Below are 16,716 nucleotides of genomic sequence, written 5' to 3' on the forward strand. Positions count from 1 at the left end.
GTGAGCTGGGGATTTCAAAATCGATTAAACAAAATATTACCAAATAAGAGGGCAGTAATGCTTGCGATAGATCATGGCTATTTCTTAGGGCCAATAAGAGGTTTAGAAAAGCCTGAGGAAACTGTCAGAGACTTACTTCCATACACGGATTCGCTATATTTAACAAGAGGTACACTTGCAGCATGTATTCCGAAAAATACGGAAAAACCAATGGTACTTCGTGTTTCAGGCGGTCCTACAACGTTAGGGAAGGATCTAGCGAATGAAGGGATTGTTACTTCAATAAAAGAAGCAATTCGTCATAATGTTGTTGGTGTAGGGGTTTCGGTATTTATCGGTTCTGACTATGAAACTCAAACAGTAACGAATCTAGCTCAAGTTGTAACTGATGCTCATGATTACGGAATACCTGTACTTGGAATTACCGCAGTCGGAAAAGAGCTTGAAAAACGGGATGCCAGGTTCTTAGCATTAGCTTCAAGAGTTCTAGCTGAAATGGGAACCGATATTGTTAAGACTTATTACTGTGACGACTTTGAACAGGTAACGAGTAAGTGCCCGGTTCCAATAGTTATTGCAGGTGGCCCAAAATTTGATACAATTCGTGAAGCACTAGAAATTACGTATAATGCTATGGAGCAAGGTGCAGCTGGTGTGGATATGGGAAGAAATATTTGGCAATCTCAGCATCCTATTGCAATGATCCAAGCGATACATTCTATTGTTCATAAAGGATTCACAGTAAATGAAGCGGTAGATTTATATGAATCTTCATCAAAAATAAAAGCCTAATATGTGTAAAAAAAGGTAGCATTTTACCATACCACCCTAATGTTACGAACACTGTATCCGCCGAAGTGGTTAGTAAACAAGGCTTTAAAGTTACGATAAGTCCAAAAACAATAACTGTATCACAAAAATAATTAATCAATTAAGAAAAGTGTAGGGATGTAAAAATTTCTTGCACTTTTTTATTTGTTTAAAAGATTGTTAGTTTTAATAAGTGAAGATTGATACGAGCAACTTGTTTTCCCAGTTTATATAGTAGCTCGAAAATGCAATTACACTACAAAATAGGGATTATATTTTATTAGAATATTTTAAAATATCGAAATTTTATCTAAATTATACTATACTTTAGATAACGATTCCCATTGTCAGCATGATCATTATTTGGAGTATGAAAATTGTAATTTTATATTACCTTGTATGGTAAAACTGAAGTTTAGTGATTATTTTGCTTCTAACGACATACAATTCAAACGATTTGTATTTAATACTATTGTTTTATTGAATAAGTCTGTCAACGAAGAAAAATTTAAAGTAACTATTTATTTTTAAATACTCCTTGAATATTATCCCTAGTAGGAATCGAACGATGAAATGAAAAGCTATTATTTTAACAAACTACTACACTTTAAGGAGGATTAAAAACGTGGTCAACGAAAAAATACATCCTGATATTGAAAATATCATTACAAATATCGAAAATGTAATAATTGGAAAAAGAAATGTAGTCGAATTAAGTCTGGTAGCCCTTCTTGTAGGGGGGCATGTTTTATTGGAAGATGTGCCGGGTGTTGGGAAAACAATGATGGTAAAATCACTTGCCAAATCCATTCATGCAAATTTCCGTAGAATTCAATTTACCCCAGACTTGTTGCCTTCAGATGTAACAGGGGTTTCAATTTATAATCCTAAAGAGATGGAGTTTCAGTTCCATCCAGGACCTTTAATGGGGAATATTATCCTTGCTGATGAAATTAACCGAACATCCCCAAAAACACAGTCTGCACTATTAGAAGGTTTGGAGGAAGCAAATATAACAATTGATGGGATAACTTATGAACTACCCAAGCCCTTTTTTGTTATGGCGACTCAAAATCCAATTGAATATGAAGGTACATATCCACTTCCTGAAGCACAGCTAGATCGATTTTTGCTAAAGATTACAATGGGATATCCGACTATGGTTGAAGAATTAGAAATATTAAATAGGTTCCAAAATCTCCCTCCAATTGATAAGCTAAAACCTGTCATTGACATTGATGGTTTACTATCACTTCAAAAGGAAATGAAGAATGTTTATATCGACGAATCAATTAAGCATTATATTGTGAGTATTGTTAATAGTACGAGAGAGGACCGAAATATTTATTTGGGTGCAAGCCCAAGAGGTTCAATCGCACTTATGAAAGCGGGACAAGCATATGCATTCATGTACGGACGTGATTACGTTTTACCGGATGATATACAATATCTAGCTCCATTTGTATTATCCCACCGAATTATTTTAAATTCAGAATCAAAATTTGAAGGAATTACTGCTGAAAAAATTATTAAAAATATTGTTAAAAAGATTTCTGTACCTGTTAAAAGGAATGTGAAATTATAATGAAAATACATTTACGTTTCCTCAAAAAAGCCAGAAAGTACCTACTGTTATATGTTCTATTACCAATACTGTTTTTGAATGCTTTGTTTCAAGGGGGATTTGTAAGTTGGTTTTTATTCTATAGTTTTCTACCTTTTATCTTATACTGTGTTGCATTTTCATTTTATCCGTTGGAAAATCTGAAAGTGACTAGAGAACTCCCTAAAAACGGTTTCAAGGTCGGAGATCCAATAAAAGTTATTTTAACCGTGAGAAAGTCCAATTTTTTTCCAGTATTTTATTTTTTAATAGAAGAAAATTACTCAAATAGTTTACAAACTACTAATCAACAAAAATTTACAAAAGAGCTGATTTTAACCGGCTTTAAAAAGGAATGTTCCTTTAATTATTTGATTTACAAATTACCACGAGGGGAGTATATTTTTAATTCCTTAACAATAAAGGTTGGTGATCCTCTTGGTATTTTCGAATCGAAAATAAAGTTCAACATTATTAATAGGTTCGTAGTATATCCCCAATATTCGGAGTATTATTATCATTCACTTGAGCATCAAAATAATCAAGCCTCAACAGTATCGATTCATCACTTTCAGCGGGATATATCTATGGCTGTTGGTATAAGAGAATATCAGTCTGGAGACCGGTTTTCCTGGATTAATTGGAAAGCTTCCGCGAAACGAAATGAGATGATGACAAAAGAGTTTGAAGAATTACAATCTAATGATCTGTTTGTCATAATGGATTGTGCTCAAAATGATCTTTTCGAATCAATTGTGTCGTTTACAGCATCTTTTCTGCATACTGTACTGAAAAAGGGTATTCAGGTTGGGCTTTTAACAAATAACAAAAAACTAGATTCTTTTCCAATTAGAGGGGGAGAAGGACATTTTCAAAAGCTTTATTACCACCTTGCGAAAATAGAAGCAAATAATACTTCATCAATTGAGATGGTTTTAGAAAAAGAACTTCGTTTCATTCAACAAAGTGTATCTTATATCCTGATAACTACCCGGTTATCGAAAAATTTGGTCGAAAAAGCTAGTTTTATTAAAAATAGAAAAGGCTCATTTACAATATTTGTGATTAAGGAAGAGTCTATGGTCGTATCAGAAAGTGAAAAATCACTCATTTCAATCGCCAATGCACACGGGGTGAGAACAATCATTGTACGTGAAGGTAATTTTAATGCAGCCTTTACAGGGGGAGATATACGATGATAAAAAGTAATTTCACCTTATTTTTGTTGTATTCATATGGCTGTTTATTGTTATTGGAATGGATATGGCCCATTGATCATTTTCCCAATACTGATCATATGAAAGTCTTCATACTATACATATTAATAGTTTTTACATTATCTTTTTTTAAAGTAAAAAGAATCCTTCAATGGATTATCAACATATTCTTAGTTTTAATCTTGGTTAATCGATTCCACTACGATATAGGTTTCTTTCATTTTAGATGGATATTAATCTTCATTAAACATGTATTTGAGAACATTATTTGGCTTACAACTGGCCATTTAAATGAATTGAATTACGAATTCAAGACATTATTATTTTTACTTTCACTTTCTATAATCGCCTATTTCATCAATTTTTTTTTAAACCGCAATTGGATATTTTTCTTATTCCTTTTGACAGTTTTATATATTTCTCTTTTAGATTCGCTTACCGATTACGTTGGCAAACCTGTCATTGTTCGAACAGTAATACTTGGTTTTACAACAATGGGTTTATTAACTTTTGAAAATCTAATGGATAAAGGAAGAGTTAATTATTATTCGGAATATGTAAAAAAATGGATGGTTCCACTCGTTAGTATGATTACTCTTTTTGTCCTAATTGGATCTTTGGCCCCTAAGCCTTCACCAATTTGGATTTCCTCAAACCGGTTTTTCCAAGTATTTAACCAGGATGACAATGTTGGTTCCGGTGGAGGAACAAAAACGGTGGGGTACGACACCGATGATTCAAAACTAGGTGGACCTATAAAAGATAATGATGATCCGATTTTTAAATATGAATCAAATCAAAGTATATATTGGAAAATGGAGACTAAAGATACCTATACAGGTCGAGGTTGGGTTGATTCTGCATCGACGCAGCGTCCTATAAAAAAAGAGGATTTTGTAATGTTAAATACTTATCCAGATCCGATTGAGACCAAAATCGAAACAGCAAGGATCACAATCAATGATAACTATCAGTATAACTATATTATGTATCCTGAAGGAATTAAAAAAGTAGTAAAAATTCTACCTTTTAATCCCGATCGAAATGTTTTCAAACTTGATACAACCATTGACAGAATAAGCTATTTCAATAATAGCATTCCAGAGATTCCAGCCAGTTTTGAAGTAGAATATGAAATACCTAGATATAAAGCAAAAGATTTAATCAAAACAGTAAAACTTGATTCAAATTTGATCAATGCTGTCTTTTACCAAAATTATACTCAATTACCAGCAAATTTACCTAAGAGAATAGGTGAGTTGGCGCAGCAAATAACAAAAGGAAAAACAAATTGGTATGACAAAGCGAAAGCAATAGAGACTTACTTTGATAGGGATGAATACAGATATACTAAAAAGAATGTTGCTTTTCCAGGTAAAAATGTTGATTATGTTGACCAATTTTTATTTGACACGAAAGCTGGTTATTGTAATAATTTTTCAACATCGATGGCAGTAATGCTTAGAACGATAGGAATACCAACACGTTGGCAGTTAAAATTAAATCCATTTCATGAATCTAATGAAATTTATAAAGAGCTAAAAGCCATTTATAAAAGTATTGCTCGTAAGTTACGTAAAACTCAATTAAAACAGCACAGGCACTGTATTCGCGATCTTACATTGAAGGGAAGTTTTTAGTGATATTGTCATCATGCGCATGCATATGTTTGCTGGAGAAAATTTATAGAGAGAGCAAATGGATATCACAATGTTCATAATGGACAAACAAGGAAAGATAAATATTATACCACCCCAAGAGCGTATTATTCACAGCTGTTTAATGAAGACTTGCGTAAATTTGAGTCAGAATGCGAAAAAGCTTTTAATATTATTAATGAAGAAAAAGGAGCGTCTAACCTAGATTTTCAACGATTATCAACAAGTATACGAAATTGGTTGTATGTGAGTTAATACTAAATAATTATTATCAATGGGTAGAAACTTTTAAGAATGCTAAAAACAATGAAATTACTTACTTTAACAATATTCCGTTTAATCCGATAAAGCTCCTTCAGAACGTTTATGTAAATATTAGCAAACTTCAAAACAAACAAATTTCATATATCAACTGCATAGGTAAATTTAATAAATCAAAATTGTGGTGTGATGTAGTTGGTGATTATTTATAGCAAGTAAACTACTTGCTTTTTTTTATACAAAATCTCTACAAGCGAGTAAACGGATTTGTGTCGCAAAAAGGCCGTAAGTAAATGGATTTGTGTTCAAAACTGCTATTCAAGTAAACAGAGTTATGTCGTAAAATTTCATTAAGTAAACAGATTTGTGTCGCAAGTATATAAAAACATGATTATTTCAAATTGAAAACAAAAAATGGAGTAACTAATTTATAATCGAACGTTCGGCTTTTAGAAGAAATTTTTATGAAATCTCCATAATTTACTAAAAGTAACAGATTTGTGTCGGAGGACAAGAAGGGTAGCTTAAATAGATGAGGTATTTTATTTCATTTTTTCTAGTTTACATAATATATATTATAGGAAGTTGAGGTGAAATCACTATAATCCATCTCAATTAGCAAGTATTCTTAGTGTTTTGAGATGAAATAGAAAAAATCATCATTTTGTATAATTAGATCAAAAATATCAAATTCTGTTTAAGTGTAACTTATTTATTAAAACCAAAATTCTATCTATTAATTTAATCATTTAACATTTAGCAAAAATAATTAATAAAAATTCTTCAATAAAAAATAAAATTTAATTTGTTTCAGCTTCTACAACAATTCAAACTTTTTTTCTTTATTTAAACTCACTGATTAAGCAATTTTTTTATATGATTTCAATTACCGTTCCATCATTAAAAATTAATATTTGAAACCTTCAATTTTTCTTTTTTTAAATTTTTATATCCTTTTTTCAAACTAATAAACTTCATTTAATTTTTTTGTGATTTCTCTCACAATACTGGTTTCAATAAAAAACATCACGAATTTGTGATGTTTTTTAAATTGAGTTACCTATCGATCTGTTTCAATATATGTAATTCCTAAGTACCTTTCAGTTCTTGGTTCAAATTCAACATTTACATATACCCCGAATTCCCTGCTTCCATCTTTTAATCTTAACCATAATTTGAATTTTTCTACTGAGACTGTTGGTGTTTTTTGTTCCCTTCCTATGTGTAAATAATCTATAACATCCGATTGTGGGTATTTTTGGATTGTTTTTTCAACTGCAATTTTCCCCCATTTAGCATATGGAGGCTCATAAACAGGTTCTGCAGCAACTGAGTTTACATTGCAAAAAATACAAAATAAGAATGAGAAAATGAAAATGGCTCTGAATGTTCTTTTCAAAATACCTCCTCCTTTTTGCTCCTATCTTTACTATTCGACCTCTCTACTCAATCTATTCGCTTCTTGTTTGTGCAATTTATATCAGTTTTTACGCTTTTTACTAATAAAAAGAAATTTTTTACAAATAGTAATCCTATATGTATTTGATTAAGGAGGATTTATTTTGCAAAAAAATTTTCACTATAAAACTGCATTTGTTATCTTATGCATAATATGTATTTCGCTGATTACTTTAAATATTTACTTACCTAAAAAACAAGTTGATGCATTTAGTAGTCAAGTGCTTAGCCGTGGTTCAACAGGTCAAGATGTTAAGGAACTTCAAGAACGACTTATATTTATAGGTTTTTTAGACGATAAGGCTGATGGCGTTTTCGGCTGGAATACTTACTGGGCTCTTCGTAATTTTCAAAAGGAATTTGGTATGAAGGTTGATGGTGTCGCAGGAACAAAATTAAAAGAAAAGCTGACAAAAGCAACTAAAAATTATAAAGGTAATACGGCCAATAATACATCAAATAATAATACTTCTAATAACAACAATAAACCGGCTAAACCAAATACAAGTAACCCTAATAATTCGAATGCAAAACCAAATAATAAACCGATTGCAAACGCACCAAACGGTTATACAGATAACGATATTAAATTAATGGCAAATGCTGTTTATGGAGAATCACGTGGTGAACCATATATCGGTCAAGTTGCTGTTGCAGCAGTCATTTTAAATCGTTTAACAAATGCGTCTTTTCCAAATTCAATCGCTGGTGTTATTTATCAACCAGGTGCTTTTACGGCAGTAGCTGACGGTCAAATTAATTTAACACCTAATGCTCAGGCTAAAAAAGCCGTAATTGATGCAATAAATGGCTGGGATCCAACCACTGGATGTATTTATTATTACAATCCTAAAACAGCAACAAACCAATGGATTCGGGGCCGCCCTATTATTTTAACTATTGGTCAACATATTTTTTGCAAATAATTGTAATGAGGTGTAATTATGAAAGGAAGTTGGATTGTTGCAGGTGCTTTAGCAGCCGCTCTAGTCGGATCTGGTTATTGGGGATACACGCAACATCGTGAATTGAATGAAATGAATTTAAAAGCCGAAAATAATTATCAAAGAGCTTTTAATGAATTAACATACGATATTGATTTATTACACGATAAAATTGGAACGACATTAGCAATGAATTCTAGAACGTCTCTCTCCCCTGCTTTAGCAGATGTATGGCGAATTTCGATTCATTCTAAATCTGACATAGCACAGCTCCCATTAAAATTTGTGCCTTTTGACAAAACTCAAGCCTTTTTAACTGGAGTAGGAAACTTTAGCTATAAAACAGCGGTTCGAGATTTAAATAAAGAACCTTTAACTGCAAAGGAATATAAAACTTTACGTGATATGTATTCGACAGCTGAAAAAATTCAAGATGGACTCCGTAATGTACAAACAAACATCATGAATAAAAACTTAAGTTGGATTGATGTTGGTCAAATGACTGAAGAAAGAAAAGCGCCTCGAGACAATAGTATCGTGGATGGTTTTAAACATATTGAACAAGTAAAAGCAACAACTGACCAAGATTTTGGTCCTACCTTCACAAATGGGCAAGAAGAATCTAAAGGATTAAAGAAACTTACAGGTAAAAAAATCTCTCAGGATGAAGCTAAAAAAATAGCCCAAAAATTTGTTCCGCTTAAAAATGTAAATAAAACTCAAGTTACTAGAAGTGAGAACAAAAATTTCGAACCATTTTATGCTGTTACTATGGCTCATACTAACCCGACCGCTGATACTTATATGCAAATAACTGAAACTAAGGGTTTACCGATCTTTTTTATAACAAATAGACCAATAAATAAGCAAAAAATTAGCTTAGATGATGCAGTAAAAAAAGGTCTAAACTATTTAGATTCTAAAAACTATAAAGATATGGAATTATACGATAGCTCTCAATATGATACAATCGGTGTGCTTCAATATGTTCATGCAATAGACGACGTACGCATCTATCCAGAAGCAATTCAATTAAAGGTAGCGTTAGATAACGGGCAAATCATCGGCTTTAATGCTAAAAACTATATTACTTCAAACCATGTACGTAAAATCCCTACTCCTAAGCTTACGCTTGAGCAAGCAAAAGCAAAGCTTAACAAAAATGTTAAAGTCGAGGAAGAACGCCTAGCGGTTATCTTAAATAGTTTTAATAAAGAAGTTCTTACTTATGAATTTTTAGGTACATATAATCACGATACATATGATATCTTTATTAATGCAATGACTGGTGATGAAGAAAAAGTTAAAAAACTATGAGTAATCAAAAAAGCACAGGTTAATCACTTCCTGTGCTCTTTTGTATACAAAACGATAACTTATCATTTTGTAATTTTTATCGATTTACATTTAAAATATCTTTAAATACTGAAGCACTACGATACTAACCCCTAAAAAGATAACATAATAGCCAAAAATATTCAGTGATTGTTTTTTCAATAAATTGATCATCCAGCTAATGGCTAGATACCCGAATAAAGCGGCGGCTAATGTACCAAGAAATAGCGGGAAAAACGCAATTTGTTCCGCGTTTCCACCAAGTAGATCTTTTCCCTGGAAGACGATTCCACCTAAAATTGCAGGGGTAGATAATAAGAATGAAAAATACGCAGCGCTTTTTCGTTCCATTCCTTTAAATAATGCTGCAGTGATTGTTAATCCTGAACGAGAAACCGCTGGAAATATAGCAAGTGCTTGAAATGAGCCGATGAATAAGGCATCGACCCATGTTAGCTCCTCCATTGTTTTCTTCCCTTTTCTCCTTTTATCAGCAATAAATAAAATAATACCAGTAAAGATAAACTCCCACCCAATCGTTTTACCCGAAACAGATATCTTATCGAAAAAATCTTTAAATAATAAGCCTACAATTACTGCGGGTAATGTGCCAACAAAAAGCAATAAAGTTAATTTTGAAAAAGGTTTTTTTATCAAACCTTTCCATTCTTTACTGTAAAAAACAAACACCGCTAATAAAGTACCAATATGCATTAACGTATCTAATAATAAGCCTGCCTCATCTAAGCCGAATAAATGTCTACCAATATATAAATGACCGGTACTACTGATTGGGAGAAATTCAGTTAACCCTTGAATGATGCCTAATATAATTGCTTCAAAGTTAGACATAATCAATTCTCCTTTCATTCAAATTAGTAAATTATATGCAAAAAAAATTCAATTCTTGTCCAAATTATTAAAAATATAAAAAAGCATCATGTAAGATGCTTTTTGGTTGGTAATCTTGAAAATAACTTACTAGTAGGCTCTTCATTTAATTGGTTTGAAATATAGTTTGTAGCGGCAAGTAGTTTTTCTTCGTCGACATCAGTAGTAATCTCAAGTCGATGTAAAAATGAAATTAAATCTTCCGTTTCAATCATTCGATTTTGTTCATTAGATGGAAAGCAACCTCCAAACCCTCCATTAGCTGATTCAAACCGCTGAATCCCATATGAAAGTGATGTATAGATATTAGAAATGCCATTCCCAAAAGTATTATAAAATTGCATTGAGCAACGCTCTTTAGGAATGTTTATTAATAAATCCTCCAAAAATAACTTAACTTGATGAGGTGTTGCTTTGCCTTGCGTATCAACAAATGATACCTCCTCCACTCCATCATCTAATAATTGCGATGCCAAGTCGATTGCCTTTTGATGACTTACTTTTTCATCGTGATCGCCAAATACTGTTGTAATATAAGCACGCGTAAGCTTTTCATAATCTTTTGTTACTTTTGTCATTTCTTTAATATCTTTCAAAGATTGAGTGATCGAGCAATTTTTAACTTTAACATTGTATGACTCGCTTGTTGAGATAAAAAAGTTAATTTCATCTGCATCTACGACAAATGCTCTCATTAGACTTCTTTTATTTGGTACTAATACTCCATATGTTATGTGATGCTCTCTTTTTAACTTCAATACTAATTCGGTAGCCTTATTAAACTGTTGTTTATCCGGAAAATTCATTAACGTGGACACTTCGATGTGATTTAATCCACTATCAATCAGATAGTTAATCCATTGTAATTTTTGGTCAATAGATAATCGTGATCCATATTGAAAATTAATACGAGGTCCAATTTCTTTTATGAATACAGACTGTGGCAAGTTCAATATGATCGACTCCTATTCTACTTTTTATTTTTTTAAAACTAGCTCCTCTGAAAATATCCTTGTATTAATTCTACTTTAGTCGAAAGTTATTTATGATAGACAAAGTGAATTCTAAAAATAAAAAAAGCTCCCGATAAATATCAAGAGCTTTTTCGAAATCATTGTTTTAAATGAATAACCAAAACAAATTAGTGAAATTTCCATATTTTGCATAAATATCCAATTCCAGAGATTTAAACCCGGTATTTTTTGGAAGAATATACATTTATTTGGTAGTTTATACTTCTAAATCTTCGCCTTCTTCAATTACATGGAATAATAGATGAACTAAATGATGAATTGAACTAGAAGCATCCAGTTCAACTTCCTCTTCTTCAGAAGTTTCATCAACGAATTCTAAATCATTTAAATATAAAGCCATGAATTCATAAAAATCTTTCATTGCAAATGAATAGCAAGCAACTGGTTCTTCATCTTCTTCATTATATTGAAGGACTAAATGTGATACATTTCCTTCATTATCCTCTGAATCTAAAAACACAAAAAAGCCTATATTCGTATCGATTTCGAATAAATGTCTAGTTCCACCTTCAGTAGACTTATGGTATTCCTCGTCATTCAATTTTTGGATTAACATATTATCTACATTATCTTCTTTGTGAAATGTTACATTAAAAGATTTCATCATCATTCTCCTTTTATATCGATTGATCAACGCATGTCTTCATTATGTAACATTCCCTATTTTATAGCAATTATTTCCATAATTAAAAAAATCAATAAACGGGAAATCTATAAGTAAAAAGGAGTGGGTTTGATGAGTAGAAAGAATAAAATCTTAGTTCCTGAATCTAGAAAAGCACTCGATGCACTAAAAGCTAAAGTAATGCATACAACAAATCCTGAAGATGCTAAATTCGAAGCGGCTGAGGAAGTTGGAGTTCCTTTAACGAAAGGATATAATGGCAATTTAACATCACATGAAAACGGTAAAGTTGGTGGGCGTATTGGTGGCAATATGGTAAAAGAATTAGTTAGAATGGCGCAGGAGAATTTGAATAAACGGTAAAGGTTTTAGAGCATGTGATTGTCATATTAACTATTCGAGACTATTAAATTAAAGTAAATTTTAAAAAATAACCCTGAATCCAAAAAGGAAAAGGGTTTTTTTTCGATCGTATCTCTTTATAAAATTTTTTAGAAAAGTCCATGAATAATATATTTCACAAAATCAGTAAAACCTTCTCCTACACCTGTAAAAACCATTTCGTGATAGGCATTATTCATACTTAATGCAACTGATATACATATAAGGATGGGGACTATAATCATTACTTCCTTTTTCATATAAACAACACCCCTTAAAGTACCATTTGAATTTTAATTTTCTGACTATATTAAAATTGTATACAATGTGTACGTATTATTCAATTGTGAATTTTTACCAATAAAAATTACTTTTTGAACGATAAAAAAATCAGATTGTAAGAAGTAACTTGCTTTAGCAACTACTACAATCTGATTTTATTTTTTTAGAACTTGAACCTGAAAATATTTACTAATTTGCATCGTCAGTAACACATTTGCAAATTGTCAAAAAAAAATAGGAGTGTGCATAGCACGCCCCCTATTTCTACTGATTAAATTTAGAAAATGTATTTTTGTTTTTATGCTATTCTTTTTTCCATTTCCTCAAATTGCTTTTCTACTTTTGGATTTGAATTTGAAGTTAATAGACTAACTACAATAACTGCTAGTAAGCTGAAAAAGAAACCTGGAACCATTTCATATAAGTTGATTGCTTCTTTAATCGCATCGACGCTGATCCAAATGATAACAGTTGCTGCCCCTACTACCATGCCTGCAAGTGCACCCCAACTAGTCATTCTTTTCCAGAATAAACTTAATAATATAGCCGGACCAAATGCAGCACCAAAGCCTGCCCAGGCATTACCAACAAGATTTAGAATCGTATCATTCGGTGTTAACGATAAAAGTAATGATACGATCGCAACGACTAATACAGCTATTCTACCAATACGAACAAGTTCTTTATCAGATGCATTCTTTTTACCAAAGATACGATAAAGATCTTCTGTTAAAGCACTTGCAGTTACTAAAAGTTGAGATGAAATAGTACTCATAATCGCTGCTAGTATAGCAGATAACAAGAATCCAGTAATTAGTGGATGAAATAATGTTTCTGAGAAATAGATAAAAATTGTTTCTGGATCATCTAATGTTAAGTTGTTAACTGAAATGTATGCAATTCCAACTAGTCCTGTTAATGTTGCACCAACAATCGTAAAAATCATCCATCCCATTCCAATACGACGCGCTGGCTTTAATTCCTTTACAGTTGAAATCGCCATAAATCGAACAATAATATGAGGTTGTCCAAAATAACCTAATCCCCAAGCAAGTAAAGAAACAATTCCAATAAATGAAGTTCCAGTAAAGATATTTAATAACTTAGGGTCTATATTTTTAATTTCATCGAAAGCAGGCTTTACTCCACCTACATCTGTAAAAGCAACAAGTGGTACCAAAATTAATGCAATAAACATAATTAGACCTTGAACGAAATCTGTTAAACTTACAGCTAAGAACCCACCAAATAATGTATAGGCAATTACAACCGCAGCTGTAATAATTAATCCTACTTTATAATCGATCCCGAAAGCTGATTCAAATAATGTACCTCCAGATACAAAACCAGCTGAGCAATAAAGTGTAAAGAAAATGATAATAACAACAGCTGAAGTAATTCTTAAAATTCGAGTTGAATCTTGGAATCTTTTTTCAAAGAAATTTGGTATTGTAATTGAATTATCGGCTACTTCAGTAAATACACGTAGTCGGGGTGCTAATAGTAAATAGTTTAAATATGCTCCAAGCGTTAATCCAATAGCAATCCATGCAGATGAGATACCAGTTGCGTACATTGCACCAGGTAATCCCATTAACATCCATCCGCTCATATCGGCTGCACCAGCTGAAAGAGCAGTAACTGCAGGTCCAAGACCACGATCACCAAGCATATACTCGGATAAACTATCAGTAGATTTTTTATAAGCGTAAAAACCTATAGCTAACATAAAAATAAAGTAAATAGAAATTGATATGAGTACTTGCGAATCCATTTTATCCCTCCGTTATAGCAACTTCTTATAATCTGATTTTATTTAGTCTTCGTCCTTTACATCTATATCTTCAGGAATTGGTTCGTTATAGTAATCTGCAATCATTTTTTTTGCTTTTTCCATTTGTTCTAGATGATTATTAAATTGCTCTTTGTAGATTAAATATTGTTCACCATCATGGACTGCTCTTATTTTTCGTTCTTGAATTAACTGGTTAATATAGGATTCATCAAGATCTAAGTATTCCGCTGTTTCTTTAATTGTTAAATACATTTTGTTCTCCTTACCTACTCATTCTTACATTATCTTACTATTTTTTTGAATATGTTCTTTTGTTTAATATACATATACATTACCTAAATCTCTGTTGGTGTGCCCTGGTGAAAATACATTTTCCATTGACCATCTTTTAACTTCCAAATTGAACTACGTAAGGAATGTTGTTTTTTTATTTCATTAAAAATTCGATAGGTTACTAATGTAATTTCGTCTGATAATGGATGAATTTCAAAATCACTTAATGTCATTTTTACGATTCCAATGCCAGTTTCGAATTGATCTTCTTTATATAAAACCCTTCCTGAACTACCAAATTCAAAAAATTCATCGGCTAGTAGCTTTTTTAGTTCAATTTGTGAGGTGCGAATTTCTGGTTGTAGTAATTTTTCTTCTAACATACAAAGATGTTCTTTTAAAAAATCTAAACTTTCCATTATTCATTCACCCTCTTAGTTTGATTTAGATTGATGTCAAATTAGTAAGCTTTACCCCAATAGACCATTACATCTGTTTTCTTTCCACAGCATACACATGTGTTAGCAAGTTTTTCTTGTTCAAATGGAATACATCTTGAAGTTAAACCAGCTTCTTCTTTAATTTGTTCTTCACAAGCTAGATCCTGACACCACATCGCTTTAATAAAGCCTTGTTTTTCGTCACTGATTTGTTTTAGTTCTTCCATTGAAGTAGCTTCATATGTTTTTTCTGTACGATTGTTTAATGCTTTTTCGTAAAGTGATGTTTGGATTTCTTGAAGTAAATTTGTAATATTTTCTTCTAAAGCATCTAATGAAACAATCGTTTTTTCTCGCGTGTCACGTCTTACTAAAACTGCTTGATTCTTTTCAATATCTTTTGGCCCAATTTCAACACGAACTGGAATTCCTTTCATTTCATATTCGTTAAATTTCCAGCCTGGCATTTTATCTGAAGTATCAATTTTTACTCGAGCAATTTTTGAAATACGGTTTTTTAATTCAGTTGCCTTTTCGATCACACCTTCTTTATGTTGAGCAATTGGAATGACCATTACTTGAGTTGGAGCAACTTTTGGTGGTAATACTAATCCGCTGTTATCACCGTGAACCATAATTAAAGCGCCGATTACTCTTGTTGTCATACCCCAAGAAGTTTGGTGTACATATTGTCTTTTAGAGTTTTTATCTGTGTATTGAATATCAAATGCTTTTGCAAATCCATCTCCAAAGTTATGAGATGTACCACTTTGTAATGCTTTCCCATCGTGCATTAAGCTTTCAATTGTATAAGTAGCTTTTGCACCTGCGAATTTTTCTTTTTCTGTTTTTTGCCCTTTAATAACAGGAATTGCTAAGAAGTCTTCTAAGAAATTAGCATAAACATTTAGCATTTGAATTGTTTCTGCTTGTGCTTCTTCAGCGGTTGCATGAGCTGTATGACCTTCTTGCCATAAGAATTCAGTCGTTCTTAAAAATGGTCTTGTTGTTTTTTCCCAACGAACTACTGAACACCATTGATTATATAGTTTTGGTAGGTCATTATAGCTTCCAACTGTTTTTGAAAAATGCTCACAAAATAGTGTTTCTGATGTAGGACGAACTGCTAATGGTTCAGCTAATTCGTCATGCCCACCATGCGTAACCCAAGCAACTTCAGGAGCAAATCCTTCTACATGATCAGCTTCTTTTTGTAATAATGATTTAGGGATAAACATTGGCATATATACATTTTCATGATCTGTTTGTTTAAATTGAAAATCTAATTCTTTTTGGATATTTTCCCATAATGCATAACCATAAGGTCTTATAATCATACAACCTTTAACACTTGAGTAATCGACTAATTCTGCTTTTTTTACGATATCTGTGTACCATTGTGCAAAATCAACATCCATATCTGTAATTGCTTCAACAAATTTTTTTGTAGTCATTTTCTCTACTCCTATTCATTTTTAGAAAATAAAAAAAACGCGCGAGAATAATCTGTAAGGGACCATTCTCGGCGTTACCACCCTAATTACTATATAGAAAATACGAAATAAGCGGATTTTTATAAACAAAAAACGCCATGAATGATCAAAAGGGACCATTCATGGCGTTACCACCCTACTTATTATGTAAAAGCTCTACATAATCTCTTAACATCTTTAACGGGAAAACCGCTGTAGCCTACTATTATTTCGGTA

Annotated in this window: 16 protein-coding genes and 1 other annotated feature (1 of these 17 only partly in view); of the genes, 7 read left to right on the top strand and 9 right to left on the bottom strand. The window is 32.0% G+C overall.

Annotation, left to right across the window (positions count from 1 at the left end; all coding sequences use genetic code 11):
* From lsrF to BM319_RS03250, 4 genes are all read left to right on the top strand, one after another.
* Positions 1-792, top strand: a complete 792-nt coding sequence (gene lsrF, locus BM319_RS03235) for a 3-hydroxy-5-phosphonooxypentane-2,4-dione thiolase (RefSeq protein ID WP_091021288.1) — start codon at positions 1-3, stop codon at positions 790-792.
* Positions 793-1,435: 643 nt separating this feature from the next.
* Complete coding sequence (locus BM319_RS03240; protein WP_091021289.1) at positions 1,436-2,395, top strand: AAA family ATPase; 960 nt, start codon at positions 1,436-1,438, stop codon at positions 2,393-2,395.
* On the top strand, positions 2,395-3,612 hold the full coding sequence (locus tag BM319_RS03245; protein ID WP_286143671.1) for a DUF58 domain-containing protein: 1,218 nt from the start codon (positions 2,395-2,397) through the stop codon (positions 3,610-3,612). Before BM319_RS03240 ends, BM319_RS03245 begins: the two co-directional genes overlap by 1 nt.
* Positions 3,609-5,270 (top strand): transglutaminase TgpA family protein, encoded by a 1,662-nt coding sequence (locus BM319_RS03250; protein WP_091021291.1) that lies wholly within the window; start codon positions 3,609-3,611, stop codon positions 5,268-5,270. The genes BM319_RS03245 and BM319_RS03250 overlap by 4 nt, the downstream gene beginning before the upstream one ends.
* 1,339 nt (positions 5,271-6,609) lie before the next feature.
* Here BM319_RS03250 and BM319_RS03255 read toward each other — a convergent pair.
* On the bottom strand, positions 6,610-6,948 hold the full coding sequence (locus BM319_RS03255; protein ID WP_069033105.1) for a DUF3889 domain-containing protein: 339 nt from the start codon (positions 6,946-6,948) through the stop codon (positions 6,610-6,612).
* A gap of 199 nt (positions 6,949-7,147) precedes the next feature.
* Here BM319_RS03255 and sleB point away from each other — a divergent pair, with 199 nt between their 5' ends.
* Complete coding sequence (gene sleB, locus BM319_RS03260; RefSeq protein WP_439097772.1) at positions 7,148-7,933, top strand: spore cortex-lytic enzyme; 786 nt, start codon at positions 7,148-7,150, stop codon at positions 7,931-7,933.
* 15 nt (positions 7,934-7,948) lie between these two features.
* Positions 7,949-9,268: a germination protein YpeB gene (gene ypeB / locus BM319_RS03265; protein ID WP_069033107.1), complete on the top strand. Its 1,320-nt coding sequence runs from the start codon at positions 7,949-7,951 to the stop codon at positions 9,266-9,268.
* A 90-nt stretch (positions 9,269-9,358) separates the two neighbouring features.
* Here ypeB and BM319_RS03270 read toward each other — a convergent pair whose 3' ends face one another.
* From BM319_RS03270 to BM319_RS03280, 3 genes are all read right to left on the bottom strand, one after another.
* Positions 9,359-10,138: an undecaprenyl-diphosphate phosphatase gene (locus tag BM319_RS03270; protein WP_091021293.1), complete on the bottom strand. Its 780-nt coding sequence runs from the start codon at positions 10,136-10,138 to the stop codon at positions 9,359-9,361.
* Between the two features lie 86 nt (positions 10,139-10,224).
* Positions 10,225-11,130, bottom strand: coding sequence for a hydroxymethylglutaryl-CoA lyase-like TIM-barrel protein (locus tag BM319_RS03275; protein WP_175495542.1), 906 nt, complete (start codon positions 11,128-11,130; stop codon positions 10,225-10,227).
* A 277-nt stretch (positions 11,131-11,407) separates the two neighbouring features.
* Positions 11,408-11,815: a cytosolic protein gene (locus BM319_RS03280; RefSeq protein ID WP_069033110.1), complete on the bottom strand. Its 408-nt coding sequence runs from the start codon at positions 11,813-11,815 to the stop codon at positions 11,408-11,410.
* Positions 11,816-11,947: 132 nt separating this feature from the next.
* Between BM319_RS03280 and BM319_RS03285 the strand changes: the two genes are divergently transcribed.
* Positions 11,948-12,199, top strand: a complete 252-nt coding sequence (locus BM319_RS03285; RefSeq protein ID WP_069033111.1) for an alpha/beta-type small acid-soluble spore protein — start codon at positions 11,948-11,950, stop codon at positions 12,197-12,199.
* 128 nt (positions 12,200-12,327) lie between these two features.
* On the opposite strand, the gene BM319_RS24535 is transcribed toward BM319_RS03285, so the two are convergent.
* The 5 genes from BM319_RS24535 to proS all read right to left on the bottom strand — a co-directional run bounded on the left by BM319_RS24535 (position 12,328) and on the right by proS (position 16,461).
* A complete protein-coding gene (locus BM319_RS24535) occupies positions 12,328-12,477 on the bottom strand; it encodes a hypothetical protein (protein WP_175403466.1) in 150 nt (49 codons plus the stop codon).
* Positions 12,478-12,797: 320 nt separating this feature from the next.
* Entirely contained in the window at positions 12,798-14,273 is a 1,476-nt protein-coding gene (gene putP, locus BM319_RS03290) for a sodium/proline symporter PutP (protein WP_091021295.1), read from the bottom strand.
* Between the two features lie 42 nt (positions 14,274-14,315).
* A complete protein-coding gene (locus BM319_RS03295; protein WP_025569189.1) occupies positions 14,316-14,546 on the bottom strand; it encodes an excisionase family DNA-binding protein in 231 nt (76 codons plus the stop codon).
* Positions 14,547-14,629: 83 nt separating this feature from the next.
* Positions 14,630-14,986, bottom strand: coding sequence for a nuclear transport factor 2 family protein (locus BM319_RS03300; protein ID WP_069033113.1), 357 nt, complete (start codon positions 14,984-14,986; stop codon positions 14,630-14,632).
* A gap of 41 nt (positions 14,987-15,027) precedes the next feature.
* Positions 15,028-16,461, bottom strand: coding sequence for a proline--tRNA ligase (gene proS, locus BM319_RS03305; RefSeq protein ID WP_091021296.1), 1,434 nt, complete (start codon positions 16,459-16,461; stop codon positions 15,028-15,030).
* Between the two features lie 147 nt (positions 16,462-16,608).
* Positions 16,609-16,716: a binding site (T-box leader), on the bottom strand (it continues 104 nt past the right edge of the window).

Source organism: Bacillus sp. UNCCL81 (assembly GCF_900112535.1).
GTDB classification, from domain to species: domain Bacteria; phylum Bacillota; class Bacilli; order Bacillales; family Bacillaceae_G; genus Gottfriedia; species Gottfriedia luciferensis_B.